Source organism: Coleofasciculus sp. E1-EBD-02 (assembly GCF_040218245.1).
Taxonomy (GTDB): Bacteria; Cyanobacteriota; Cyanobacteriia; order Cyanobacteriales; family Coleofasciculaceae; genus Coleofasciculus.
On the sequence record NZ_JAVJQN010000054.1, the window covers coordinates 1 to 25,362 of the forward strand.

Genomic DNA, 25,362 nt, shown 5'->3' on the forward strand with positions numbered 1-25,362 from the left:
ATTCCTAGACCTACATCTAATCCAAGCTAGAGAAGTGCTTGGAAGTGGTTATCCCCTACCAACTCATGCCCTATTCATGACTTCCTGGCAGGTTATCTCTGCCAATCCGCGTCTTCACGAAGTAAGGCGCGGTTCATGAAACTCCCCGTTTGCTATAATCTTCCTGAATGGTTAAACCCGGAAACCCGGATATCTTAAGTTAGCAAACAGAAAGGACTTTTAGTCGTTTTGGAATTACCACCAATCAAACCTATCAAGCCACCCGAAGAACCGCCGCCTATTCACGGTAATTGGTACTTGGTCAATGTTCGCCACAAGAAACGTGATTTATTTTTGAGATGTCTGAATGTTGTTATCAAACAAAATAATCTGGACGATTTGATTTTAGCGGTTGAAACTCCTGATGATTCAGTGTACGAAGATATCGTTTTATTAAATTTGGCTAGCTTTAAAGCCGTGCGACCTCACATTCAAACGATTGAGTCCTGTCAGAGAATTGAACCGAAACCATTGCCACAAGCACAAGTGAGTCTAATGTTGGCAGCTAGCCGCTAGACGCTGAATTGTAACTGGGCGATCGCACGATTGAGCCGTGCTTGTACCACCCGATCCGACTCTTGTGTCAACGCCTGCTGTAAGGGAGGCATAACTTCTGGTTGGGCAATATCTTGTAAGGACGCGATCGCAGCATAACGTAGCGCCCAATCCTCTGGTGTCAGTAACGCCCAGGTCAATTTGTCTATGGCTTGACGAATAATTGCTGCATCTTTGGCTAAACTGCCAATCCGCCCTAATCCTCGTGCAGCTACCCGCCGGACATTGCCTTGACAGTGATTGGCGACGGATGTGCCAACAACGTCCTCTAACAAACTCAGCGCTTTTGGGTCACCAATTCGCGCTAAAGCCTGAATAATGTGGGCTTGCACCGCTTGGTCTCCAGAGGCTTCAAAGGCAGCAATTAAAGGATTAACGCTGGCTGACCCCAATTCCACTAACCCGTCTACAGCGGCGGCGGGGACAGCCGGATGATGATGACTTAATGCCCCAATTAAGGCGGTGATTACATCATCACTGGCACGCTGCGGGTGAGCAATTAACTCATGAATCGCTTCTACGGCTTCGTTAGGCGTAACCGCTTGTTTTAATTTTTGTCCGTTGTTATTTGTCATTGGTCATTGGTCATTAGTCATTGGTCATTGGTCATTGGTCATTGGTCATTGGTCATTGGTCATTGGTCATTGGTCATTGGTCATTGGTCATTGGTCATTTGTTAGGGAACAGGGAACAGGGAACAGGGAACAGGGTAATGGGCTATAGAAATTTTGTCTACCATCTCCCTCATCTCCCTCATCTCCCTCTGCTTCCCCAGCTTCCCCAGCTTCCCCAGCTCCCTCTGCTTCCCCAGCTTCCCCTGCTTCCTCTGCTCCCTCTGCTTCCCCATCTCCCCTGCTATAGCTGAATTAACAACTGATCAATCGTGTCCATCAGAAACTGGCATTTATCCTGCTGGTTGGTTTCGGCGTCCGGATCACTTTCTAAGATGGCTTCTAACATTCGCTTGATATTCAGCAGCTTTAAACTATTCGGCACCTTTGCCTCAATGATCGCTTGCGCTGCGGCTAAATGACCGATCGCGCCTAGGTCAAACATTGCCGCCCAGCGCAAATACATATTGGGATGATCCAAATTCTGAATGATCCGCTCAATATATTGCGGCTCTTTTGTCAATAGATATAAATACCGAGCTGCCGCACATTGAACCCGTTCTGACTGATGGGTTAAAAAGGGTTCAATCTGGGGACGAGCTTGCCAAACTTCTAACGTCCCTAACGCTTCAATCAAAGCCTCATAGGGTTGCTCGACTTCAGTGTTTAGCAGATTCAGCAAGGGGGAGATAGCTGTGCGATCGCCAATCGCGGCTAAAGCCTGAATCGTTGCCTCTCGAAGGCTCAGATCCGGACAATCTAAGGCAGCAATTAACGCAGGTACAGCTTGGGGATTTTTTAACTCACCCAATGCTCGCGCTGCCTGACGTCGCAAGGGATATCCACCCGCTTGAGTACGATAGGCTTCATCTTGGAGAGCTTCACAGAGCACTGTCCACGAGTCCTGTACTTTATTCTTACCCAACCACCACGCGGCATAATAGCGCAACTGATTATCGTCTCCGTTTAAGGCTGCGATCGCCGTTTCTGCCGAACTTATGGGTTGGGGGGGAGAAGCGGTAGTCATGTATACAAAAATTCGTAACCCTAAATCACTTTCTATTTATATTAAGTAGGCTGGTGGAAATAAACGCAACTATATTAAGTTATGTGAATAGACCTCAAACCCTTACATAAACAAATGACAAATGACGTAGCTTGCTTCTCAAGGGTAGCGAGTATGACAAATGACAAATGACGAATGACGAATGACGAATGACGAATGACGAATGACAAATGACAAATGACAATCTCAGCCGTTAACTTTTATTGTCCCTACCTACTTATACAAGATTCGGGTCTGATTGATAGACAATAACTGCTTATCGCCTATCCCCCAGACCCGATACAGGCTAGTACAAGGGAACTCAAGGAGAGCCTACTATTCAAACCCGCTTATGGCTTGTGTAGATCTGTTCTCAAACATCTCTACTGAATGCATGACTTCCCAGGTAGCCTCAATCATTTCTAGCTCAAAGCATTGATGGCATAGTTGAGGTAAATGTTCGCTTCACCTGCAACATCTCCTGATAAACCATGATTGTCACGGACAAATTCGAGAGCCGCCACGTACCAACTGGACGATAAACCGAGAGCCGCATTGAATTCTTTAACGCCAGCGATCACATATTCATCCAAAGGACCGGTGCCACCGACGACGCAGCAGTAGCTGATGACGCGCAAGTAGTTGTTAATATCCCGCACACACTTGGACTTGCCTTCTGGAGTCGAGGCATATTGGGGTCCTTCCATTTGAGTGGTGTAGGGGAATTTCTGATAAACATGATTAGCCGCGGCTTCAGACCATGCCTGACCATTATCCGTAAACGCTTTGGCAGCATCTAGACCCGCCTTCGCCCGACTGAAACGACCAAAAATGGCTTGCATTTCAGTATTAGTCGGATAAGAACCGCGCACGTCAGCGGCAGCAATCGCCTCGGTAATTGGGGTTTTCATGAGTATCTTTGTTCTCCTAAATGATTGACTTGGTTAAGTTGTCAGATTTAATTGTCAAAAAGCCGTTCAAACTCGACCTTAAGCAACGGCTGCTGCTGCTGTATCAAAGTAGCCTGCTAACTCAGACATCAGAGCGCTGCAATCTCCTTGGGTAATGCCATTGGGGTCATTGGCAATAGCGATCGCGGCATCTTTCATCTTGCCAATCCCGGATGCTACGGCATCTCCTGGTGTTCCTAGCGCTTGGTAGGTTTCCCGCAGACCATTGAGACAACGGTCATTCATCACACTGGCATCTCCTGCCAACATAGAGTAGGCGACATAACGGAGAATAAAGCCCATATCCCGGATACAAGCGGCATGGTTACGATGATGGTCACAAGCACCACCGGGAGCGAAGACTTGGGGACGTTCAGCCACTAATTCTCGGTACGCATTAGCGACGATCATGGAAGCGTTACTGGTGAGACGGTTAACCGTATCTAAACGCTTATTGCTTTCTGACACCATCGCTGAAAGTGCGTTGATTTGATCGCCACTCAGATAGGCACCACTTTTATCGGCTTGCTCTACGACTTTGGAAAACGCATCAAGCATTTTAATTAATATCTCCTAGCTAAACGTTGTTTGAATCATTGATCTAGGTTTCTTTATACAATAGGCTGAATATTTTTAACGGTTAAAAAATATTAAGTTGCATGTCATTGTACATATTTTTGCTCAAACCTTCTCATAGAAAGGGCTAAGAATGGTTCGCTTGATTAAAAAATTTACATTTTGAAAAGTAATCAGCGATTTAAAGTTTACTTTTGTTAAGACTACGACGCCGGAAACTTACGGGCAATCTCTGATTTGCCAACGCTTTGAGCCTTCTCTTGCCGTCTGGCACATCACCTCACTCAACGTAATGTTTCTTAATAGATAAGGGTGTTAAGGGGCAGAGAGTCATCGTAGCTTTAGAACATTAAGACTAAATTGCTTTGTAGCTACTAAAAAGTCAGGCAGTAATCTTTAGTAAGTATATTTGCTTAAGTAATTATTACCAAATTTTTCATAAAGACGATAAAGAGGGGGATCAAGATCTCCCCCCCTAGACAGAACTGAATAATGGGGTTGTAGCATAATCCGGAAATCTGTAACCCTCTGGTAATGCTAGTTTGAGCAGTTTGGGCATCCTCAGGATTGGCGAGTTTGATCCGCCAAGGATTAAAAACTTAACAATTTGTAATAAATAAAAACTCAACATCATTGTATAAAAGTAACCTGAAGGGTAAAGATGACAGGTAAATGTTAACCAAAGCACCAAACAACCGTTATTTGGGGGGTTCTCATAATCAGCCAGAAATCTTCTCAGGTTTCTTGACGCTCCGTTTACGTTTTCTTTCTTAGAACGTGATTGGTATTCGTGAGAACAGACCCGATGAGGTGTTAAGGTTTCACTGTCTCGACCTAACCTGTCTAGATTTAAACCCTAGACTCAACCAAGCAAAGGAGGATTTGAGTTCATGTTTGATGCATTCACCAAGGTGGTAAGCCAAGCTGATACGCGAGGCGAAATGCTGACCGGCTCTCAGATAGATGCTTTGAATGCAATGGTTGCTGAAAGCAACAAGCGGATGGATTCGGTTAACCGGATCACCAGCAGTTCGTCCAAAATCGTTGCTGATGCGGCTCGTGCTTTGTTTGCGGAACAGCCTCAGTTAATTGCTCCTGGTGGTAACGCCTACACCAGTCGTCGGATGGCGGCTTGCTTGCGGGATATGGAAATCATCCTGCGCTATGTTACCTACGCAATTTTTGCCGGAGATTCCAGTGTACTGAACGATCGCTGCCTAAACGGTTTGCGTGAAACTTATGTAGCGCTGGGTGTACCCGGAGCGTCTGTTGCTGCTGGCGTGCAAAAAATGAAGGATGCCGCGATCGCAATGGCAAATGATCGTAACAATATCACTCCTGGTGATTGCAGCGCTTTAATGTCCGAAATCGGTAGCTACTTTGACATGGCTGCCAACGCGGTTGCCTAAAACAAGGTAAAAAAAGATTGCCTGTTGAAGTTTCAACTTCATCAACACGTTTGAAAAAGTAAGCAAAAGATTAAGGAGATATCTCGACGATGAAGACGCCATTGACAGAAGCAGTCGCCGCTGCCGATTCACAAGGACGTTTCTTAAGCAGCACCGAAATCCAAATTGCCTTTGGTCGGTTTAAGCAAGCTCAAGCCAGCTTACAGGCAGCTAGAGCGTTAACTGACAAAGCGCAAATGCTGATCGACGGTGCAGCGAACGCGGTGTACCAAAAGTTCCCCTACACCACTCAGATGCAGGGACCGAACTATGCTTCTACTCCCGAAGGGAAAGCCAAGTGTTCTCGTGACATTGGTTACTACCTGCGGATGGTAACCTACTGCTTAGTCGCAGGCGGCACCGGTCCGATGGATGAGTACCTGATTGCTGGGATTGATGAAATCAACAGCACGTTTGAACTGTCTCCTAGCTGGTACATTGAAGCCCTCAAGTACATCAAAGGTAACCATGGCTTGTCTGGCGATCCTGCCGTTGAAGCCAATTCCTATCTTGACTATGCGATCAACGCCCTGAGCTAGATTGATCGCCTTGCCCGGAAAGGCAAGCAGTTGTTAGCAAAAAGGGTTAGCAATTGTTTGCGTTTCCGGGTATCGTTTTATTCATTTTCAGGGAGGGTTAAGATGACAAGTTTAACGGCAGCAAGGCGCTTAGGAATTGCTGCATTTGCGGAGTCTCCCAAAGTGGAGCTGCGTCAAAATTGGACAGAAGATGATTTGCAATTGGTGATCCGAGCCGCTTATCTACAAGTCTTCGGTAACGATAACTTGATGGAGTTTGAGCGGTTAACCAGTGCGGAATCACTGCTGCGTTATGGTCAAATCGGTGTTCGCGATTTTATTAGAACTCTGGGTCAATCGGAACTATACCGGGAGAAGTTTTTCTACTCCACTCCACAAGTGCGATTTATCGAACTGAATTATAAGCACTTTTTGGGACGAGCGCCCTACGATCAGTCAGAGATTGCCTATCATACTGACTTGTACAATCAACAGGGGTATGAGGCGGAGATCAACTCATACATTGACTCAATGGAGTATCAAGAGAACTTTGGCGAGTCCATTGTTCCCTATCCGATTGGATTTGAAACCCAACGTAGTCAGAAAACCGTGGGTTATAGCCGGATCTTCCAACTATTTGGCGGATTAGGCAGTAGCGATCGCACTCAGCCTGCGGGAAATCGTTCTCGTCTGTTGCGGGAAGTGGCGCTGAATACCTCGTCTCCGATCTACGCTGATTCGCAAGGACAAGCGATCGTGGGTACTCGGGGCGGCACTCGTGAGCAGATTTATATCGTGCGGGTAATTCAAATCCCCAAACCCGGACGCATGACCAGAATCCGCCGCAGTCAGACGGAATATTACGTCCCTTACGAACAGCTTTCCCAAAAGTTACAACAAATCAATAAGATGGGCGGTAAAGTGACAGACATCATACCCGCTTAAAGATTTCAACATTGGCGTTTAATTAGGAGACATTTAAGTGGCTATTACAACAGCAGCGTCCCGATTAGGGACAGAAGCGTATAGTAATCCAACTCCGGTAGAATTGCGTCCCGATTGGGTTGAATATGATATTCAAGCGGTCATTCGTGCCGTCTACCGTCAACTGTTGGGCAATGACTATGTGATGGCGTCTGAACGCCTAACCAGTGCCGAGTCACTGCTGCGAAACGGGTATATTAACGTGCGCGAATTTGTGCGTTGCGTTGCCAAATCAGAACTTTATAAAACCAAGTTTTTCTACGGCAATTTTCAAACTCGTGTAATTGAACTCAATTACAAGCACCTATTAGGTCGCGCACCTTACGATGAGTCTGAGGTAATTTACCACCTGGATCTGTACGAAACCAAAGGGTACGAGGCTGATATTGACTCTTACATCGATAGTGCAGAGTATCAAGAAAACTTCGGTGATTATATCGTTCCGTATTATCGCGGTTTTGCCACTCAACGGGGTCAGAAAACCGTCGGGTTTACCCGTATGTTCCAACTGTATCGCGGTTATGCCAATAGCGATCGCGCTCAGTTGGCAGGAAGTGAGTCACGTCTGGCGACTGATTTAGCACAGAATTTTGCTTCAGCCGTGGTTGGACCATCGGGTAGCAATGAAGGCTGGGCATATCGCCAGTCTGGGAAGGGTGGAACCCCGAATAAGGCATTAGGGGGTCCTGTTCCTTATGGCACACAGGGCAAAGTCTATCGGGTCGAAGTAGCGGGGATTATTAATCCCAGATATCCGAAAGTGCGTCGCAGCAGCAAAGCCTTCTTAGTTCCTTATGAGGAATTATCCAACAAACTCCAACAGATTAACCGTCTAGGGGGTAAAGTGGCGAGCATTACACCAGCTTAGTCCAAGAAGGCCGACGTTGACGTCTGCTATAAATAGGCAGATTCATGGACCCTAACCTACTTCGTTGAGGTTAGGGATTGGCAGAGATAACCTGCCAGGAAGTCATGAATAGGGCATGAGTTGGTAGGGGATATTGAACCGATCTGAACAGATCAGATGGGACTGGGGACTGGAGAGATTAGGACTAGAGAGAAAATAGCGGAAATCGCTATATTATTTCTAATCTCCTAACTCTTGGGACTCTAGTCCCATTGGTATGTTGAGTGAGCAGACAAGTTGAGAATTAAGCCAGATAAAAATAGCTGTTTATCGGTCTAAATCAGAAACTTGGATGATTGATAATTAGAATAAAAAAAAGGAGAATTGATTACTATGCTAGGTCAAGTAGCAGCAAGCAGTGCGCCTAACAGCCCATCGGGGAACCGTTTCTTTACCTATGAAGTCATGGGTTTGCGTCAAAACGAAACCAATGACAAAAACGAATACCCTTTTCGCAAAAGCGGCAGTGTCTTCATTAAAGTGCCTTACAATCGCATGAATGAAGAAATGCGCCGCATTACCCGCATGGGAGGGACAATTGTCAATATTCATCCCGTGAATTCTGATAGTTAGTTGGCGGATTAAGCCAAAAGCTGGTAAACGGTAAGGGGTAAGGGGAAATACTATGCTCATTATCTGTTACCGATTACCAGCTAACTAAGAATAGTGTTGACCTTTCACTTCGCTAGTCGGACATGGTGTGTGATCCTTCGCTTCGTTCAAAGGAACCGGGTTTGTAGGGGCGGGTTTGACTACTATCGTTTCATACTTCATCCATAAGTAACTAAACCCGCCCCGACGAGTGCATGACAAATGACATGACAAATGACTCTTGACAAATGACACAATCGAGTGGTGGCGAGTCTTTAACAATAGAACAAGCACTGGCGAACCTCAAGCAAAGGGATGATTTAAGTCTTTGCTATTATGCGGCGTGGTGGCTGGGAAAATTTCGGATTCGAGACGCCGCCGTAATCGACGCCTTGATTATGGCGCTAGAGGAAGAGGCAGATCGCACCGAGGCGGGCGGATATCCCCTGAAACGCAATGCAGCACGGGCGCTGGGGAAGTTGGGCGATCGCAAAGCAGTTTCGCCACTGATAAACTGTCTAGACTGCTTAGATTTTTATGTGCGGGAAGCCGCCGCGCAGTCGTTAGGAATGTTAGGTGATCCCGTTTGTGTTCCTCAGTTAATGCAGTTATTAGAGGGTGGGATAGAAGCAGCTAAACCCGTACCCGGATCACCACACTTAGCACAACCGTATAATGCTGTCATAGAAGCATTAGGCAGCTTAGGGGCAAAAGACGCGATCGCATTAATCGAACCCTTCCTAGAGCATAATCAAGAACGGATACAGTACGCCGCCGCACGAGCCATGTATCAGTTAACTGAGAATCCCGCCTATGGCGATCGCTTGGTGCAAGCCCTGAAGGGGAAAAAGTTACAATTGCGAAGGGCTGTACTAGCCGATTTAGGGGCGATTGGCTACTTAAAGGCAGCGGATGCGATCGCCCAAACCTTAGCGGAAAATAGTTTAAAGCTCATTTCCCTCAAAGGGGTATTAGAGCATGAAGTAAAAAACTCCGCCAGCGAATCCGTTCAGCTATCAGAAGGATCAATCCATGTGATGAAGCTAATGGATGACTTGCTATAGCCTTGTAACCAATGACGAATGACGAATGACGAATGACGAATGACAAATAACAAATGACAAATGACAAATGACCAAAACCTAATTCAAGCCGTTGAACAAGCTGATTCTGCCCCTCGCTTACTCGCCGCCGTGCGAACCCTAGCCAACGCCAAGATAGAAGCAGGGATACCCACATTAATTGCCGTTCTCAGTTATAACAACCCCGGTGCCGCCGTCGCCGCCGTTGATGGATTGGTGAAATTAGGAGACATGGCGGTAGAACCATTACTCAACCTGCTTGATGAATATAACTATGGGGGAAGGGCTTGGGCGATTCGAGCCTTAGCCCAACTTGCTGATCCTAGAGCCTTAGATACCTTACTGAATGCGGCTGAAACCGACTTTGCCCTAAGCGTGCGTCGTGCGGCAGCGAAAGGTTTAGGAGATATACAATGGTCAAAATTGTCTCCTGAAGAGATTCCCTCAGCCCAAGGGCGAGTGCTGAAAACGCTACAGGTAACCTCCCATGATCCCGAATGGGTAGTGCGTTATGCTTCCGTGGTGGGGTTGCAAGGATTAGCCACAGCAGTATCCGAAACACAACCGGATTATTGGCAACAGATTATCGCTCATTTTGAGCAACTGATGAATAGTGAGTCAGATTTGGCAGTTCGCACCCGCGTACAATTCGCCTTAGCGCAACTGCAACCGGAAATGGCAAAAGCTGGGTAGGTGGTAGCACTGGCTATCGCCCATCAAACCGTAAAATTTATTCCCCAATTTTAGCTGTGCCACGCCAGTATGTTGGCGGAGATTAACTATAAGGATTTAATTGGGATTATTTTATGGATAAAAAGCCGCAAGTCGATCGTCAACGGGAGCATCAAGCCAACGAGCGCACCTTTCTGGCTTGGCTGCGAACTTCGATTGCTTTAATCGGGTTTGGTTTTGCTATTGCTAGATTTGGCATCTTTTTACGTCAAATTCAAGTAGCAGTGACTCAAGCAGAAGCAGAAATACATCCTCTGTTCAACTCTGAGAACCTGGGAGTAATGCTGGTTATTTTTGGAATTGTGACAATCGCCTTAGCCGCTTGGCGTTATAATAGAGTCTTTTGGCAAATCGAGCGAGGAAATTATCGACCAAATCGACTGATAATTTGGATGACAACTGGGATAGTCATGGTTCTGGGAGCTCTAAGTCTTCCGTTTGTGTTTTGGCGCAATCAGATACCCAGCCCTCCAGCGTCGCCCCCAAATAAGCAACAGTCTCATTACTGAAGAATTACAAAAATTGACAGTGGAAACCGGAAATTAACCCTGATGTATTGTTAGGTGGTGAGGGGGTAATGGAGAGAAGCGACGCAAACCACTCCAGTTTAGTTTTTCCACGACTCATCTAGGGCAAAATTACGGATATTTTTCAAAACAAAGCATCTATTTTCTCTAACTAAATCCCCTGTACAAACTACTGGTAAGCGTTCTTGATAAGCTTTAACGGCTAAAGGATAGTCTGCTGCTGTTAAATCAAACTGAATTTTACGAAATTTACCGACAGCACACCCCATCAAAATTACACGTCCACCTTCACCCCACTTATCCAACTGAGTAATAATTCCCTGAACTTGAATATTCGTAGCTTGAGTGACTAAATCACCTAAAATTTGAAAGTAAGAACGATTTTCCACAAGTTCTAGCGTTTGCACCACCTCATAAAGGCGTAACGCAAAACCAGGAATTTCAGGTTTCAATGGTAAAACTATCTCAAATTCTGGCTCGGAATTAGCTGGCAATGTCCAAATCGAAGCTTTCTCTTCCATCCGATTTTGTTCATGCCAGCCATGAGATTGTAGATATTTAACCACTTCTGTCGGTTGTATACCCAGTAGTAAATCCACATTTTGAATCGTTGGTTTCATAACCTTTCTCCTTTTCCCAGACTGTCCATAATCCTTTTCAGGGCATCAGCCGTAAAAACATTTTGGCGCGGAATCGAGATAGTGACAGACGTTTGATTAGGTATAGCAGGCTGACCTTGCAATGACACCCAATAACCACATCGTCGTAAACACAGTTCCCTTTCCGACTGATGCAACCAATCAGCTAGGTTTTCTGGAACTAAAACTACAACTAAAATTCGGGTATTGTAGGGTTCATCGTATCTTAAATCGTCATAGTTTTTCACGCGGAGAGGATACTTAATTCCCTCAGTACCCAGTACATCTTGTGACGTGCATTTTATCTGCACTTCCAGTCGGGGACGACGCATTACTCTCGGCGCAGCGGTAGCGGCGATAATTGCATCAATGCCATCCATGTCCAAGGGTCTTGGTGCCAATTGGAACGAGTAACCTGCGGCTGAGACGATCGCATAGACATAAGCATAGCTGAATTCTTCTTTTTGGATGTTAATATTCACCCTGATTATACCCTCTACCCAGTTATCAGAGTATTTTACCCGAATCTTGTCCCTAAGCAATGAACTCTCAACTGTTGTTTGCTGAGGATAAACCTGTCGCCTGCATCAGTTAAAAAGAATAGATTATGATAACGCGATCGCAAACCACTCAACTTCAGTTTTTCCACGACTCATCTAGGGCAAAATTACGGATATTTTTCAGGAAAAAGCAGCTATCTTCTCTAACTAAATCTCCCGTACAAGCGATAGGAAGCCGTTCTTGATAGGCTTTTATAGCAAGAATGTAATCATGGTTAAATAACTCCATCTGAATTTCTCTAAGTTGATCACATACTACACCTAAAATGACAATATTCCCGCTTAATTGGTCAGCATTAGGAGTATGAATTTGCCTAACAAATCCCAGAATTTTTATGTTATTAGCTGTAGTAATAAGTTCGCTAATAATCTCAAGTTGAGACCGATTTTCTATTGTTTCCAGTGTTTCCAAAATAACACTCATAGAAACCGGAAAACCCGGTATGTCCTGATTTAGGGGTAACAGAATAGTTACCGACTCTCCTCCCTTATTTCCTTGTATCCAAATTGAGGCTTTATCCGGCAAATGGTTCTGTTTATGCCAGCCGTGATTTTGCAAGTAGTTGGCTACTTGTTGAGGTTGGATTGATTGCAGAATATTGATATCCTTTACAGTAACATTCATAGAGCTTCTCCTCTGGCGATACATTGCATAAGACTTTTTAGGGCATTCACCGTAAATCTATTTACTCTAGGAATAGATACAGTTACAGTTTCCTGATTCTCTGTCGATGCTTCTCCAGCTAGGGATATCCAGTAACCACAACGTTTGAGACAGAGTTCCTCTTCTGATTGATATAACCAGTCATTAATGTTATCAGGTACTAGAACAACCACGAGGATTAGAGGTGGATATTGCTGGGTAACTCTCAGTTCTTCATAATTCTTAATTTTTAGGGGATACTTCAGATAATTCTCATCCAGAATTTCCAACGCTCTCCGTATTTAATGTCTGGGGTTGTCCGCGTAGCGATTTCCAGTAAGCACAGTGTCTCATGCACAGTTCAGTTTCAGATTGCTGAATCCATTCCTCTAAATTTTCCGGAATTAACACAAGGACAAGAATTCGAGGTGCAACGGTTCTTTCTTTTCTTAATTCATTGTGATTTTTCAGTTTGAGCGGGTATCTAATCACATTATCGCTGAGGAACGCAATTGAGGTAGACTTGACCTGTAAATCAAGTTGGGGTTCATAGAGAGAATCATCCGAAGTTGTGCCAGTAATAGATACATCTATGCCGCCAACGTCTAAGGGTCTAGAGGATTTCTGGAACGAGTAAACTGCTGCTGAAATAACAGCATACAAATAAGCATAGCTGAATTCTTCTTTTTGGATATTAATATTCACCCTGATTAAACCTTCTACCCCTTTATCGGCGTATTCTACCCGAATTGCGCCACTATGCAACGTTGAACCTGTGTCCAGTTATCCCGAATTAAATTATATTCGTCAGAGTACACCATAGTAATACCTCAAAAATACCCTGACTTGCTGTTTCCCCAGTTACTTAGGTCACTAACTCGGTAATTCGATCGCGAATTCCGTTCCTTTACCGGGAGTCGAATCACAGCGCAACTCACCCCCATGGCGTTCCACGACAATCTGATAACTGATGGATAATCCTAAACCCGTTCCCTTACCTACAGGTTTGGTGGTAAAGAATGGATCAAATATGCGTTGGTAAACCTCGGTCGGTATTTCTGCACCATTGTTTCCCATATATATTACCACCTTTGAACCACCCTGACTTTCGCTATCCTTAGACCCTTCCTCACCGGGAATCACAGCCGTGCGAATCCAAATTTTGGGTTCAAAGTCTAGGTCAGTTTCCAGTTTCTCCTCTAAGGCATCAATGGCATTACTGAGGATATTCATAAACACCTGATTGAGCTGACCCGGATAACATTTAATCTTAGGGAGTTGACAATAGTCTTTAATCACCTGAATTTGAGGACGGTGGGATTGTTCTTTGAGTCGGTGCTGTAAGAGTAATAGGGTATTATCAATCCCGTCCTGAATATTGACCTGCTTGCACTCCGCTTCATCCAAACGCGAAAAATTGCGTAAGGATTGGACAATCTTAATGATTCGATTCGCGCCCTCTTCCATAGAGGCTAGTAGTTTTGGGAAATCGTAGGCAATAAAATCAACATCGATAGTATCGAGTTCTTCCGCGATCGCGCTGACAGGTTCCGGGTAATGCTGTCGATAAAGCTGGACTAAGTGGAGCAGAGTTTGAGCATACTCCGTCGCTGGCTCGATATTCCCATAGATAAAACTGGTGGGGTTATTAATTTCGTGGGCAATTCCCGCCACCATTTGCCCCAACGACGACATTTTTTCGGCTTGAATTAGTTGGGTTTGAGTGCGTTTTAATTGATTGAGGGTGAATTCTAACTCCCGTGTTTTTTGCCGCTCTCGTTCCTCCGCCTGCTTGCGCTCCGTGATATCGGTAATTGAACCAACAGCGCGGACGGGATTGCCTAATTTGTCCCAATGTGCTTGTCCCCGTACTAACACCCATTTATAACTCCCATCTTGACAGCGCATCTGATACTCTAGGGAATAATCAGGTGTTTCCCTCTTAATATGTCGATCAAAGGTGTCCTGAACTAAATAGACATGAGCCGGATGAATGTAACTCATCCATTTGTCAAACGTATTGATAGTCTCATAGTCATATCCGAGTATTTCTAGACAACGGGGCGATAAGAAATGCTCATTGGTAATCAGATTATGATCCCAAATCCCATCATTGTTACCTGAGAGCGCTAATTGCCAGCGTTCCTCACTCTTTCTCAGTTTAATTTCTGCCCGTTTGCGATCCGTGATATCCTGTCCAATACCAATACTGGTGCCATCACTGAGGCGAATATTTGCCCACGAGGTTTCCAAAATTTGACCGTTTTTAGTCCGCAGGCTGAAATCTCGCCATTTTCCGGAAGCCTTGAACATAAAATCCAAAACCTTCTGGCGATCCGTTGGATTGGGATAACATTCGGTTAACAAATCAATCGTATCCAATTCACCTTTATCCCACCCTAAAACCCGTTCCACCTCTCGGTTAACTAATCGAATATGACCCGTGGCATCATAAAAACAAATCATCACCGGAATATGGTCAAAGATGGTTTGTAGAAGTTCCTTCTGGTAGCGGAGTTGATCTTCGGCTTGTTTACGTTCGGTGATATCGCGGGTAGAACCCACCATTCGCACCGGATGTCCGGCGTCATCCCAGAGGGCTTGGGCGCGAGAGTGTAGCCATTTGTAGGTTCCATCCTGACAGCGTAGACGATACTCGATCGCGTAATGGGGTATTTTTTGCCTCAGGTAATCTTGTAGACTCTGATTCACCAAGCCAATATCATCAGGATGCAGATGGTTTTGCCATCCCTGAAAATCAAGTTTAAATTGATCGTTATCGTATTCCAGGATTTCGCAGTAGCGATCAGAGATTAAGGCTTCCCCCGTGGTGATATTCCAATCCCAAATCCCATCCTGATTCCCCTGAAGCGCTAATTGCCATCGTTCTTCACTTTCCCGCAGGGCGGCTTCAGCTTGTTTGTGATCGCTAATATCAGTGGCGGTTCCTAAAATTTGCTCCGGCTTCCCTTCTTGGTTCCAGGTAAAGACCGTCTCCCGACTAGAAAGCCAACGCCATTCCCCATTTTTGTGCTTAATCCGATATTCTAAATCAAAAACTTGGTCAGTTTGGGCGGTTTCCAAGTGCTGAAAATGGTGGAGAATTCCCGGTAAATCATCGGGGTGCATCAGCGTCACCAGAACATCATCCTCCATCTGGATCACGTCTTCCGGTGTATACCCAAGCAGGTTCTGGATTTTGCGGTTAAAGTAAAGAATTTGCTTATTGATGCGGTCATAAATATACAAGATACTGGGATTTGCCTGAGTAATCGCCCGCAGCAACCGTTGGTTTCCTTGCAGGGCTTCTTCAATCTGTTTTCGCTCGGTAATATCTTGCATTTGAGCAAGACTATACAACGGTTTACCCCGACTATCTCGCACCAGGGAAACGCTTAAGAGAATCCAGATACTATGTCCTTGTTTATGAATATATCGCTTTTCTAAATGGTAGTAACGAATTTCACCGTTGAGGAGTTGACGGCTATAATCACCTTCCGCTTCTCGATCACTAGGATGGGTGATTTCTGGGCAAGTCTTGGCTAATAATTCGGCTTCGGAATAGCCAACCATTTCACACAAGTAACGATTCACTTTCAGGAAATAACCATCGAGGGCGACTAACGCCATCCCACTAGCAGCGTAATTAAACGCCTTACGGAAACAGTCTTCACTCTCTCGCAGTTCAGCTTCCATCCGTTGGCGATCGCTAATATCCCGCGCCACCCAGACAACCGAGTGTTCCGCGATCGGGGAAATACTGGCGCTAAACCAAACCTCTCGCCCCTGTAGCCACAGACAGTAATCTAGAGTCAGGGTTTGTTGAGTTGCGATCGCCTGCTGAATCGTTTCCACCCATACTGAATCGGTTTCTGGGGGATCTCCTAACAATCGCTGGATGATCTGATCTATAAATGTTGTATCCTCATACAGACAATTTGAAGCCGTGGGAATAACTTCAATCTCTTGAATCTGGTGATCATGAGTATTAATAACCAGGACAATATCCGTCATTGCCTCAAATACAGCCCGGATTTTGGCTTCAGAGGATTGAAATTTTGCTTGCAGTAATTCACGCTTACTAATTTCCTGTCGCAGTTGCTGATTTAACTGGCGTAATTGAGACGTTTGCTGATCTAACAAATGTTCTAAGGTATCCACGGTTTGATAAATATCAATGGGATTAATCGTGTTCAGGATCTGCGTCTGCGTAATTAAACCTGCCAATTCTCCGGCTTCACCTGACACAGCCAACCGTCGCACGCGATGCTGCTGCATGAGTTGATGGGCACTCCAAATCGAGTCAGTGGGTTGAATGAGTAATAGCGGGGTACTCATTACGGTGGTAACGGGGGTGTTCGCCAGATCCAATCCCAAGTTGCCAAACTGGACAATATCCCGTTCGGTGACAATACCGATTGGGCGGAGTAAGTTTTGAGTGTGTAGGGGCGGTTTTAGGAAATTCGGTTGTGCTATTGATAACGTTTCTGCAAAACCCGCCCTGACTGAATTTTGCTGAAAAACCGGAAATTCAGCCTCTTTGACAATCACCACACAACTGACTCGTTGTGCATTCATCACTTGTGCGAGTTCCAGAATAGAAGTTGTCTCCATGGCGTGAATCACACGGGTAGCCATCACATCGGAGACTTTTTTGTGGTTAAGTAAATCAACGGGTTGGAGAACATCCCGAATCGTTTGCGGTGTGATTACACCGATTAAATTTCCCCTCTCTCCCACCACCGGAAGATGAAGAATTTTATACTGACGCAACCGATTAATCACGGTAACAATATCTTGGGCTTCAGTTTCTGTGATCGTCATCACCGAAGTTGTCATCACAGACGCCAGAGATAGGGTACACCAGTCAACACCGGAAGCAATGAGTTGCACGGTATCTCGTTCAGTAAAAATACCTACAACCGGACTATTCGGTTGATGATTGGCTAGTACAAGTAGACAACTGCTGTGAGTCTGAGTCATCCGCGCTAAAGCCTCCTCCACCGAGATATCAGGTGTCACGGTGAGAGGATAGCGATTGATCGCTAAACCATTGTTATGATTCAGTTTAAAAGCAGTAGCAATGCTCATGGAGAAGCGCTCCTGAAACCAACGGTTTTTCTGTCTTCCTATTTAATTCAAGATTTCTAGACTTGTTTCAGGGTTTTATCTAATTTTTTCTCTGGATACTTCATACTGGCTGGCTGGGGCGATGATTTTTTTTCTGCGATCGCCACGAAATGACTATAGGATTAAACCTGTCAAATCCAATGAGTAAACCTTAAGTATAGACGACTTTTTTGGATATCTCTATTTTTTGGTCAGAGAAATACTATGGAACGCTTAATTTCTGCCTTGGGGCTGCTGGTATTCATCGGCTTAGGCTACGTTTTATCTGTCAATCGGCGGGGGATTCGCTGGCAACCTGTATTATGGGGTATTGCCTTGCAGTTAATTCTGGCGGTGTTAATTCTCAGAACAGCACCAGGGTTGGCTATCTTTGAGTTTTTAGGGCAGTTAGTGACTCAGTTCCTGAATTTCTCTGATGCTGGGGCAAAGTTTGTCTTGGGTGAAAATTTAGAGGAGCGTTTTCTTGCCTTCAAAGTCCTACCGACAATTATCTTTTTCTCGTCTTTCATCACGATTCTTTATCACTATAAAATTATGCCCCAAGTGGTTAAGGCGGTGGCTTGGGTAATGTTCAAAACCTTGAAAACATCGGGTGCAGAAACCCTGAGTGCAGCAGCGAATATATTTGTCGGTTCAACGGAAGCCCCGCTATTAATCAAACCTTACGTATCAACAATGACGCTTTCGGAGTTACACGCCGTCATGACAGGGGGATTTGCCACTGTAGCTGGGGGTGTCTTGGCGGCTTATATTTCCTTTGGAATTCCTCCCGAACATCTCATCGCCGCTTCGGTGATGTCTGCACCAGCCGCTTTAGCCATGTCTAAACTGTTGTATCCGGAAACAGAATCCTCGAAAACCGCCGGGAAAATTACCCTGGAGGTGAAGCCGACAACAGTGAATGGGATTGATGCGGCGGCGACAGGGGCGCTGGATGGGTTAAAATTAGCTGCTAATGTAGCAGCAATGTTGATTGCATTCTTGGGACTGTTAGCCATGGTGAACGGCATTTTAGGGTGGTTGGGTGGATTAGTTGGACTACCACAACTCACGTTAGAATCAATTTTAGCGATTATTTTGGCTCCTGTGGCGTGGTTAATGGGTGTTCCTTGGTCAGATTGTGGTCAGGTGGCAATTTTGTTAGGAAAAAAGACGATTTTGAATGAATTTATTGCTTATCTGGATCTCAAAGCCTTGATTGAGCAATCTCAGCTATCGGAACGGTCAATTATTATTGCTACTTACGCCTTGTGTGGCTTTTCCAATATTGGTTCAATTGGGATTCAACTGGGTGGAATTGGCGGAATCGCACCCAATCGGCAACCTGATTTAGCACGGTTAGGGGTGAGAGCATTAGTTGGCGGAACACTTGCTTGTTTTATGACGGCTTGTATTGCTGGAATGTTATTGTAAAAATTATAAAATAACATGGCACGTCTTTTCTTAAAACCAGCCCTCGCCACCAATAATTGAATAAGCCACTGTAGGGGCGGGTTTAGGGACTAAATTCATATTTCACCGATAATGAAACAACAAAACCCGCCCTCCTCACCGATAATTGAACAAAACGATTTAACAGCTATGTCTAAACGCAAATCCTCTAACTCTTCCCAAAAGCGTGTAGCTTACCAAGAATTTGGTAGTAATTCGGCGGCTACGGAACGGGCAGTTCAAGAACTTCCACCCAATCAGCAAAACTTGCGCGTTCAAGCGTCTCGCAAGGGGCGCAAGGGTAAAACCGTGACAGTGATTACTGGTTTTCAATGTAAACCAGATACCTTAACTCAACTTCTCAAACAGCTTAAAACTAAATGTGGTAGTGGTGGCACGGTTAAAGATGATACCTTGGAAATTCAAGGGGATCATGCTCAAAAATTGCTGGAAATTTTGACGCAGTTGGGGTATAAAGCCAAAATTAGTGGCGGTTAGCGCCTTTTGAAAAATGTTGTAGTCAGTGTATCTAATTAGTTGGGGGCGCAAGGCTTGCGCCCCTACATTTGCTATACTATGAAAAACCTTTTATAACAAAACTACGATGATTGCTTCTCCTCAACATCCTTATCTTACACCTGACCAATACCTCATAATGGAGGAACAGAGTCCGATAAAACATGAATATATTGATGGGCAAATCTATGCTATGGCGGGAGCAAGTGACCCTCATGTTACGATTGCCCTTAACCTGGCTACGCTACTCCGTAGTCATGTTCGAGGTTCGGGTTGTCGAGTCTATATTTCCGATATGAAAGCCCGCATAGAGTCACTGAATCGATTCTATTATCCTGATGTTATGGTCACTTGTGACCCACGGGATCAAGAAACCTCGACTTATAAACGATTTCCGACTCTGATTATCGAGGTTTTATCGGATTCTACTGAAGCATTTGATCGAGGCGATAAATTTGCCGATTATCAGGAACTGGAAAGTCTGCGAGAATATGTCTTAATTAATACCAAACGGCAACGAATTGATTGCTTCCGCCGCAATGATAAAGGGCTGTGGGTGTTGCAGTTTTATACTCATATACAGCAAGAATTTAAACTCGAAAGTATTGGTTTTACCGGAACGTTGGTAGCGATTTATGAAGATGTAGTTTTTTAATTAAAATTTTCGCCCTGCTCATCAGCCCGGAGTTCTCCGGGCTAATAGCTGAAGTCCATTAAAATGGACTAGATGTCTTATCCCATTGTCTCAAGACGACTTTAGCTTTTAGCTTAAACCCAAGCGGGGTTGAGGCGGCTGATTACGATAATCTCATGAATGACGAAAATTTTTGCAAAAACAACATCAATATAATGTTGAAGCGCTCACAAACTAAGGTTATTTTTCCTGTAATTACTCTCGCCTTGGTTAAAGAATATCTATCTAACCAAAAAACTATTTTTTCAAACTCTGAGATTAAAGCCGCGTATCAGAGAACTGTTAACGATATGATTGATTATTTGCAACACGATTTACATATAGGAGGTAAATACTATGATGCCTATCCGTCTCGGAATCTACCTAAATACGGAGTATTAAGAGTGATTAATAGTGGTGAATATGAATTTATGTCACCCTATACAAATAATGCTAAATTACTGGATCAATGGATTCCGGAAATAATTCAGCAACATATTAGCAGTAAACTGGGCAAAATTCCTCGCTTAAGCAATCGGGAGGTTCGAGCTGAACTATCATTGCACAATCATCAATTTATTGATTTTATAGAAGAGAATATTTGTCGAAATTCCACGAATTTTGAAATATTCAGCTTTGCGGTGATTAAAGTACATCTTGAGAAATTTTCCTGTAGACTTTATCGAGATACACGCACATCGGCTAATGATAGCGGAGTTGATATTTCGACTAATTTTGGCGTAGTTTATCAAATTAAGAAACTTAAGGTTTATAGTAAGGCTGTGGCGGATGATATTTATGCGGAACTTAAAGGTAATTTTGACCGGGAACGATTGAGTGATGGTAATGTGATTTTGATTATTGATGATATCTCGAAAGATATTAAAAGTTATTTGATTAATATGAAGGTTCAATCGATTACTATTAAGGAAATATTAAAGTTAGCATCTCAATTTGAAGATATGGAAGACCGGGAAAAGATATTAAGGATTATTTATGAGGAATTCCATCGCGAATATTCGAGTAATATTCGTTAAATGGGTTTCTGAAATTAATTAACTTTGCCTATAACCAGTAGAGACATTCCACTGGAATGTCTCTAGCGTTTTTGATATAAATTGATTTAATGGGTTGGGAGGTACATAATTTTAGATGTAGATAGGCAGCTTGTAATGGGTGTTTTAACGTTTAGGGCGCTAAAGCGCAACTACGAACGTTTAAAAGCCTAAATCGGCTTTGGCGGCATCGGCGGCGGCAAATACCTCTTCATCTGACTTTTCATCCCAGGAGGGTTCGCCAATTTCTGTGTAGAATGTTTGATCGTAGGGACGAGTTCGTACTACAACTGGCATGGGTACGGCGTGTCCTAATATTAATGCCTGTTGTTTGGAGTCTAGTTTAGCTAACACCGATCGCAAACTTTGTCCCCCTGAAACTCCGGTGAAGATAGCCTCGATGTCTTTGTCATCATTCAGTAAACAGGTAATCCGGGTGCCAACCTGGGACATGACTTCATTATCAATCCCTGATGGACGCTGATCGACAATCAGTAATGTAACGAAATATTTCCGCATCTCGCGGGCGATAATGCCAAAGATGGTTTGACGTACTGTGGCTGAATCCAGGAAACGGTGCGCCTCTTCAATCGTAATCACCAATGGGTGCGGGCGATCGCATGGATTTTTGCTTTGCAGAAATTTCTCCGCCTTCCGCACATATTTACCATGAATGCGGCGTGTCATCACATTCGTGGCTAACATATAGGAGAGCATATTCGATTGCGAACCAAATTCCACCACCACATGTTTCCCCGCATCCAAGGATTGCAGAATCTGGTCAATATAATTTTGAGGACAAGCACTTCGCATGTACTTCAATTCATCTAAACGCAGTAACTTACGCTGTAATGCCATAATTGAGGACTTATTTCCCCGCTTCTCATCGCAAAATAACTGAATATCTTCATTCGTCATATTCAGGAGTTGCGTAATCCAGGTTTTGCCAAACTCATTGCGGAGAATAATCGCATTTTCTAGACTCGCTTCAGATAGGTTTAACTCCCCGCGCACCAGCATAATATCTTCGACTTCAATTTGATCGTAACTGAGATACATGGCTTGGGCGTCTCGAATCCCTCGGCGTTGGGTGGATTCGGGGTCAAGGGTATAAACTTGGACTTGATTGGGAAAGAGTTGGCGTAATCCTTTGACTGTACTAAATTGTTTTCCTTCTGATACGGCTTCCCATCCATATTCGGAGTGCATGTCGAAGATTAAATTAACCGCCGCTTGCTTGCGAATAATCCCGGATAATAATAAGCGAGTCAGAAAGGATTTCCCGGTTCCCGATTTGCCAAACACGCCGTTACTGCGTTCCACAAACCGATCCAGGTCTAAGCATATTGGCACGTCCATGTCAAGGGGTTGACCCACCGAAAAATTCCGCCGATGGGGATCATCTTCCCAGCCAAACACCGCCCGGAAATCGCGTTCACTGGCGTCATAGACTTGGGAGAAGTGACTGGGAATTGTTTTCACGGGAAGCAATTCCATGTCCTCACTACTTTGAGGTTGAAACGACGCTAAAGGACTTTTACCATTCAGGTTAAGATTGGATGTCTCCCGTTTTCCCTCCGTTGGCGTGAACATCAGCATCGGAGTTAAATTGATCGTCCCAAACGTGCCGCTTCCGGCAAGAACCTCACGTAAAAAGCTATCGTTGGGATGGGGGGGATTCGCCCAAATCCGCTGACTGGAGGTTCCTAGCGCCACATCCGTCAGCATACAGAAAAAGCGCGATCGCATCCCTTGAACCACCAGAAACTTACCCACGCGCATATCTTCCACGGAGACATCCGCCTCCAATCGCACTTCCAATCCGCCGGAGAGAGAACCTTGAATGACTGAACCTAAGGGTTTATCTACATCCATCACTGTTAGGGTTTGAACGAAGCCAAGCCTATCTTATCGTTCTCTTCTGGGTTATTGGGCGTTTTGCCTCGATTCAAGAGTAAATTAGCAATTTTTTTCAGGAAACCGGATGAATAAATAAGATTTGGGCAAAGGAAACAGATAATACATAATTTTAATGCCTCTTAGCTTATTGAAATCGGTTCAGGGAATTCCCTAACTGCAAATCCATCCCTTCTCTACGACTACGAAGGTCATAGTAAATTACGGCTTTTATGGCTTGCCAGAAGGGTATAGGAAAAGCTAGACCACCGAGAAACAATGCAAGATTGAGTAAGAAATACAACCAGCCGAAGAAGCCAGAATCCGATAATATCGCAGCGAAAACAACTTGAACAATCCAACTCACCACCTGAACAATAGCAGCAATGGGAATGGTAATGATATAGGCGACAAAGAATATCCCCACAAGACGTAAGACAAATCCCTTGGTCAAGAGCCAGCTCCGACCAATGGTTGAAGTCGCATCTACATTATTTTCAATGGCTAGGGGAAGTTCAACAATTGACAGGCGCGAATAAAGCCAGATATATCCAAACATCAAGGCTATCCCAATCACCAATGCCAGTAATAAGAATATACCAATCTTCACCGGATCTGGGTTGAACAGAAATCCCATCACCATTGCTTGTATTGGCAATACACTAGCAACAATACCAAACAAGACACTGAGCCCGATCATTGCTCCCCAAAAAATCAGGATCACCAAAATTCCAGCGAAGAAGAAACTCCACATTCTAGGATTGATATGGCGACGAGCTTGAGTAACTGTCTCTGGACGTTCGCTTAATTCCCTGAAGGCAAGACGAGAGATTAGCGCTGAGTTAGCCGAGAACTTAGCCCAGCCATAAATCGGTAATAATGCCCACAGACAGGCTCGAAAAGCTATACCAAGGTAGAGTTTAAAATGATCGCGATACAAACGCAGACCCGCACTAACCACATTACCCACACTGAGGGGTTTCAGGGGTTGGCGAGGCTGGGAATGCCTGGGTTGAGTGCTACGGTGTGGAGTCGAGTCACTCGGTTGTCGAGTCTGTGAGGATGTATATCCTCCAGCAGCATGGCGAGGAACTTGGGCAAAATTGGAACCGGGTGGTGGTTCTGAAACAGAGGGTTTAATATCATCAACATCCGAGGATATATCGTTTTCCGCCGCAACATCTTCAGGAGTGTGATGTAGATTTAAATCAGGATCGGAATGGTGAACGTCTGCGACTTGAGGAGGTGATGATTCTATCTCAAAGCTTTGATTCCAAGCAAAAGAGTCTTGTCCTTTCTGACGCCCATAAACTTGTACCGTTTGAATCGTCTCAACGCCTAGCTTGGTTAAACCCTGACGAATAAAAGAAACCATCGCCTTTTGGTTGGGAACTTGCGCTGATTCCACCAAGACTTGCAAACAATCGTCTTGGCGATTAACCTTGGCGACGATGTGCTTGGCTCGCAGTGAGCGGTTAATCATTGCCGCAATTGCTTTCGGATTACCTTGTTTAGCGAGCTTTAACATGTTTGGCTCAGCCATAGCCCTGTCTCCAATGGGGGTACGTTCGGATTAGATCGAAGTCGTCAGCAGACACCAAAGAACCTTCACAAGTGACTCTAAATTTCGCGGCTGCTTTTACGCAAAATGCCCCATTTTGTGATATTTATTTACATTTCCCAATAAAATGTCAGGTAAATAGACTTGCCGATTTCTGGCGACAGATGTTAAGGAAACAGGAAATCGGGACTTTAAGATTAGAATTGAAATCCGAGTAAATTCCAGTACGCCAACACCCCAATGAAAACTAAGGCGGCTAATGTGATCAGAGAATAATGCGATCGCGCCCCAAAAGACCAATCGTGGTTTTTCCAAGCTAACACGGTAAAAGCCAGTAATCCCAGGGTAGCCAAAGCGGTTAACACAGGAAGACACAAGAATGCGATCGCCACAGGGAGAACGCCATAGACTAACTTCCAGACGCCGATCAGCCAGAGTGATAGGGGTAAACCAATCAGGAAGACTAGATTTAAAGTCGCGATCGCTCCCGCTAATAGCCACGCTGATTTATACTGCTGTTTATCCGAACTCGGCTTGCCCCGCCACCATTTAAGTGACATCCTCCTACACCAAATCGAAGATTATGGAGTAGGCTTCCTACCTCACAATAGGACATTCCTAGTTACTTCTCTTACGAGTTTTTCGCCACTTATCTAGAGCAGCCCCATGACTTACTCCCCGACAGACCGACTGC

27 protein-coding genes are annotated in these 25,362 nt (G+C 44.7%); 14 read left to right on the plus strand and 13 right to left on the minus strand.

The features are described 5' to 3' along the window. Nucleotides 1-228: 228 nt before the first annotated feature. The gene (locus tag RIC07_RS09315) at nucleotides 229-555 is read left to right on the plus strand and encodes a chromosome segregation ATPase (protein ID WP_446369125.1); all 327 of its coding nucleotides are present in this window, start codon (nucleotides 229-231) and stop codon (nucleotides 553-555) included. On the opposite strand, the gene RIC07_RS09320 is transcribed toward RIC07_RS09315, so the two are convergent. Next, nucleotides 552-1,169, minus strand: coding sequence for a HEAT repeat domain-containing protein (locus RIC07_RS09320; RefSeq protein WP_446394267.1), 618 nt, complete (start codon nucleotides 1,167-1,169; stop codon nucleotides 552-554). The two genes, RIC07_RS09315 and RIC07_RS09320, sit on opposite strands and share 4 nt — an antisense overlap. On the opposite strand from RIC07_RS09320, the gene RIC07_RS09325 reads away from it, so the two are divergent. Beyond that, nucleotides 1,156-1,317, plus strand: a complete 162-nt coding sequence (locus RIC07_RS09325) for a hypothetical protein (RefSeq protein WP_446394268.1) — start codon at nucleotides 1,156-1,158, stop codon at nucleotides 1,315-1,317. The genes RIC07_RS09320 and RIC07_RS09325 overlap by 14 nt on opposite strands. A 132-nt stretch (nucleotides 1,318-1,449) precedes the next feature. On the opposite strand, the gene RIC07_RS09330 is transcribed toward RIC07_RS09325, so the two are convergent. From RIC07_RS09330 to RIC07_RS09340, 3 genes are all read right to left on the minus strand, one after another. Beyond that, nucleotides 1,450-2,232 (minus strand): HEAT repeat domain-containing protein, encoded by a 783-nt coding sequence (locus tag RIC07_RS09330; protein WP_446377867.1) that lies wholly within the window; start codon nucleotides 2,230-2,232, stop codon nucleotides 1,450-1,452. A gap of 440 nt (nucleotides 2,233-2,672) precedes the next feature. Continuing rightward, entirely contained in the window at nucleotides 2,673-3,161 is a 489-nt protein-coding gene (locus RIC07_RS09335) for a phycocyanin subunit alpha (RefSeq protein WP_446394269.1), read from the minus strand. 78 nt (nucleotides 3,162-3,239) lie between these two features. Then, on the minus strand, nucleotides 3,240-3,758 hold the full coding sequence (locus tag RIC07_RS09340) for a phycocyanin subunit beta (protein WP_446377871.1): 519 nt from the start codon (nucleotides 3,756-3,758) through the stop codon (nucleotides 3,240-3,242). A gap of 908 nt (nucleotides 3,759-4,666) precedes the next feature. Here RIC07_RS09340 and RIC07_RS09345 point away from each other — a divergent pair. The 8 genes from RIC07_RS09345 (at nucleotide 4,667) to RIC07_RS09380 (ending at nucleotide 10,547) form a co-directional block, all read left to right on the plus strand. Continuing rightward, nucleotides 4,667-5,185, plus strand: a complete 519-nt coding sequence (locus RIC07_RS09345; RefSeq protein WP_446394270.1) for a phycocyanin subunit beta — start codon at nucleotides 4,667-4,669, stop codon at nucleotides 5,183-5,185. 89 nt (nucleotides 5,186-5,274) lie between these two features. Further along, nucleotides 5,275-5,763 carry a phycocyanin subunit alpha gene (gene cpcA, locus RIC07_RS09350; RefSeq protein ID WP_446340617.1) on the plus strand — a complete coding sequence of 163 codons (489 nt, stop codon included), beginning with the start codon at nucleotides 5,275-5,277 and terminating at the stop codon, nucleotides 5,761-5,763. A gap of 102 nt (nucleotides 5,764-5,865) precedes the next feature. Then, nucleotides 5,866-6,687 (plus strand): phycobilisome rod-core linker polypeptide, encoded by an 822-nt coding sequence (locus tag RIC07_RS09355; RefSeq protein WP_446394271.1) that lies wholly within the window; start codon nucleotides 5,866-5,868, stop codon nucleotides 6,685-6,687. Between the two features lie 37 nt (nucleotides 6,688-6,724). Continuing rightward, a complete protein-coding gene (locus tag RIC07_RS09360) occupies nucleotides 6,725-7,594 on the plus strand; it encodes a phycobilisome rod-core linker polypeptide (protein ID WP_446394272.1) in 870 nt (289 codons plus the stop codon). A gap of 372 nt (nucleotides 7,595-7,966) precedes the next feature. Beyond that, nucleotides 7,967-8,206: a phycobilisome linker polypeptide gene (locus RIC07_RS09365; protein WP_446394273.1), complete on the plus strand. Its 240-nt coding sequence runs from the start codon at nucleotides 7,967-7,969 to the stop codon at nucleotides 8,204-8,206. Nucleotides 8,207-8,472: 266 nt separating this feature from the next. Continuing rightward, a complete protein-coding gene (locus tag RIC07_RS09370; protein ID WP_446394274.1) occupies nucleotides 8,473-9,288 on the plus strand; it encodes a HEAT repeat domain-containing protein in 816 nt (271 codons plus the stop codon). Nucleotides 9,289-9,348: 60 nt separating this feature from the next. Beyond that, nucleotides 9,349-9,999 (plus strand): HEAT repeat domain-containing protein, encoded by a 651-nt coding sequence (locus RIC07_RS09375; protein WP_446394275.1) that lies wholly within the window; start codon nucleotides 9,349-9,351, stop codon nucleotides 9,997-9,999. A 113-nt stretch (nucleotides 10,000-10,112) separates the two neighbouring features. Further along, entirely contained in the window at nucleotides 10,113-10,547 is a 435-nt protein-coding gene (locus RIC07_RS09380) for a YidH family protein (protein ID WP_446394276.1), read from the plus strand. A 98-nt stretch (nucleotides 10,548-10,645) separates the two neighbouring features. Here the strand turns inward: RIC07_RS09380 and RIC07_RS09385 are convergent, their stop codons facing one another. From RIC07_RS09385 to RIC07_RS09410, 6 genes are all read right to left on the minus strand, one after another. Continuing rightward, nucleotides 10,646-11,185, minus strand: a complete 540-nt coding sequence (locus tag RIC07_RS09385) for a hypothetical protein (RefSeq protein WP_446394277.1) — start codon at nucleotides 11,183-11,185, stop codon at nucleotides 10,646-10,648. Further along, the gene (locus tag RIC07_RS09390) at nucleotides 11,182-11,685 is read right to left on the minus strand and encodes a DUF4365 domain-containing protein (protein ID WP_446394278.1); all 504 of its coding nucleotides are present in this window, start codon (nucleotides 11,683-11,685) and stop codon (nucleotides 11,182-11,184) included. The genes RIC07_RS09385 and RIC07_RS09390 overlap by 4 nt, the downstream gene beginning before the upstream one ends. Nucleotides 11,686-11,839: 154 nt before the next feature. Next, complete coding sequence (locus RIC07_RS09395; protein WP_446394279.1) at nucleotides 11,840-12,388, minus strand: hypothetical protein; 549 nt, start codon at nucleotides 12,386-12,388, stop codon at nucleotides 11,840-11,842. Further along, a complete protein-coding gene (locus tag RIC07_RS09400; RefSeq protein ID WP_446394280.1) occupies nucleotides 12,385-12,696 on the minus strand; it encodes a DUF4365 domain-containing protein in 312 nt (103 codons plus the stop codon). The genes RIC07_RS09395 and RIC07_RS09400 overlap by 4 nt, the downstream gene beginning before the upstream one ends. Then, nucleotides 12,680-13,171 carry a DUF4365 domain-containing protein gene (locus RIC07_RS09405; RefSeq protein ID WP_446394281.1) on the minus strand — a complete coding sequence of 164 codons (492 nt, stop codon included), beginning with the start codon at nucleotides 13,169-13,171 and terminating at the stop codon, nucleotides 12,680-12,682. Before RIC07_RS09405 ends, RIC07_RS09400 begins: the two co-directional genes overlap by 17 nt. A gap of 108 nt (nucleotides 13,172-13,279) precedes the next feature. Further along, nucleotides 13,280-17,497, minus strand: coding sequence for a PAS domain S-box protein (locus RIC07_RS09410; RefSeq protein ID WP_446394282.1), 4,218 nt, complete (start codon nucleotides 17,495-17,497; stop codon nucleotides 13,280-13,282). 243 nt (nucleotides 17,498-17,740) lie between these two features. On the opposite strand from RIC07_RS09410, the gene RIC07_RS09415 reads away from it, so the two are divergent. The 4 genes from RIC07_RS09415 (at nucleotide 17,741) to RIC07_RS09430 (ending at nucleotide 21,193) form a co-directional block, all read left to right on the plus strand. Beyond that, the gene (locus RIC07_RS09415; protein WP_446394283.1) at nucleotides 17,741-18,949 is read left to right on the plus strand and encodes a NupC/NupG family nucleoside CNT transporter; all 1,209 of its coding nucleotides are present in this window, start codon (nucleotides 17,741-17,743) and stop codon (nucleotides 18,947-18,949) included. A 168-nt stretch (nucleotides 18,950-19,117) separates the two neighbouring features. Further along, entirely contained in the window at nucleotides 19,118-19,465 is a 348-nt protein-coding gene (locus RIC07_RS09420; protein WP_446394289.1) for a translation initiation factor, read from the plus strand. Nucleotides 19,466-19,571: 106 nt separating this feature from the next. Beyond that, nucleotides 19,572-20,138, plus strand: a complete 567-nt coding sequence (locus RIC07_RS09425) for a Uma2 family endonuclease (RefSeq protein ID WP_446394284.1) — start codon at nucleotides 19,572-19,574, stop codon at nucleotides 20,136-20,138. A gap of 155 nt (nucleotides 20,139-20,293) precedes the next feature. Further along, a complete protein-coding gene (locus RIC07_RS09430; RefSeq protein ID WP_446394285.1) occupies nucleotides 20,294-21,193 on the plus strand; it encodes a hypothetical protein in 900 nt (299 codons plus the stop codon). Nucleotides 21,194-21,373: 180 nt separating this feature from the next. Here the strand turns inward: RIC07_RS09430 and RIC07_RS09435 are convergent, their stop codons facing one another. The 3 genes from RIC07_RS09435 to RIC07_RS09445 form a co-directional block, all read right to left on the minus strand. Further along, nucleotides 21,374-23,086, minus strand: coding sequence for a helicase HerA domain-containing protein (locus RIC07_RS09435; protein ID WP_446394286.1), 1,713 nt, complete (start codon nucleotides 23,084-23,086; stop codon nucleotides 21,374-21,376). Nucleotides 23,087-23,255: 169 nt separating this feature from the next. Beyond that, entirely contained in the window at nucleotides 23,256-24,650 is a 1,395-nt protein-coding gene (locus tag RIC07_RS09440; RefSeq protein WP_446394287.1) for a hypothetical protein, read from the minus strand. Nucleotides 24,651-24,865: 215 nt separating this feature from the next. Next, nucleotides 24,866-25,228, minus strand: a complete 363-nt coding sequence (locus RIC07_RS09445; protein ID WP_446394288.1) for a hypothetical protein — start codon at nucleotides 25,226-25,228, stop codon at nucleotides 24,866-24,868. Nucleotides 25,229-25,362: the final 134 nt, after the last annotated feature.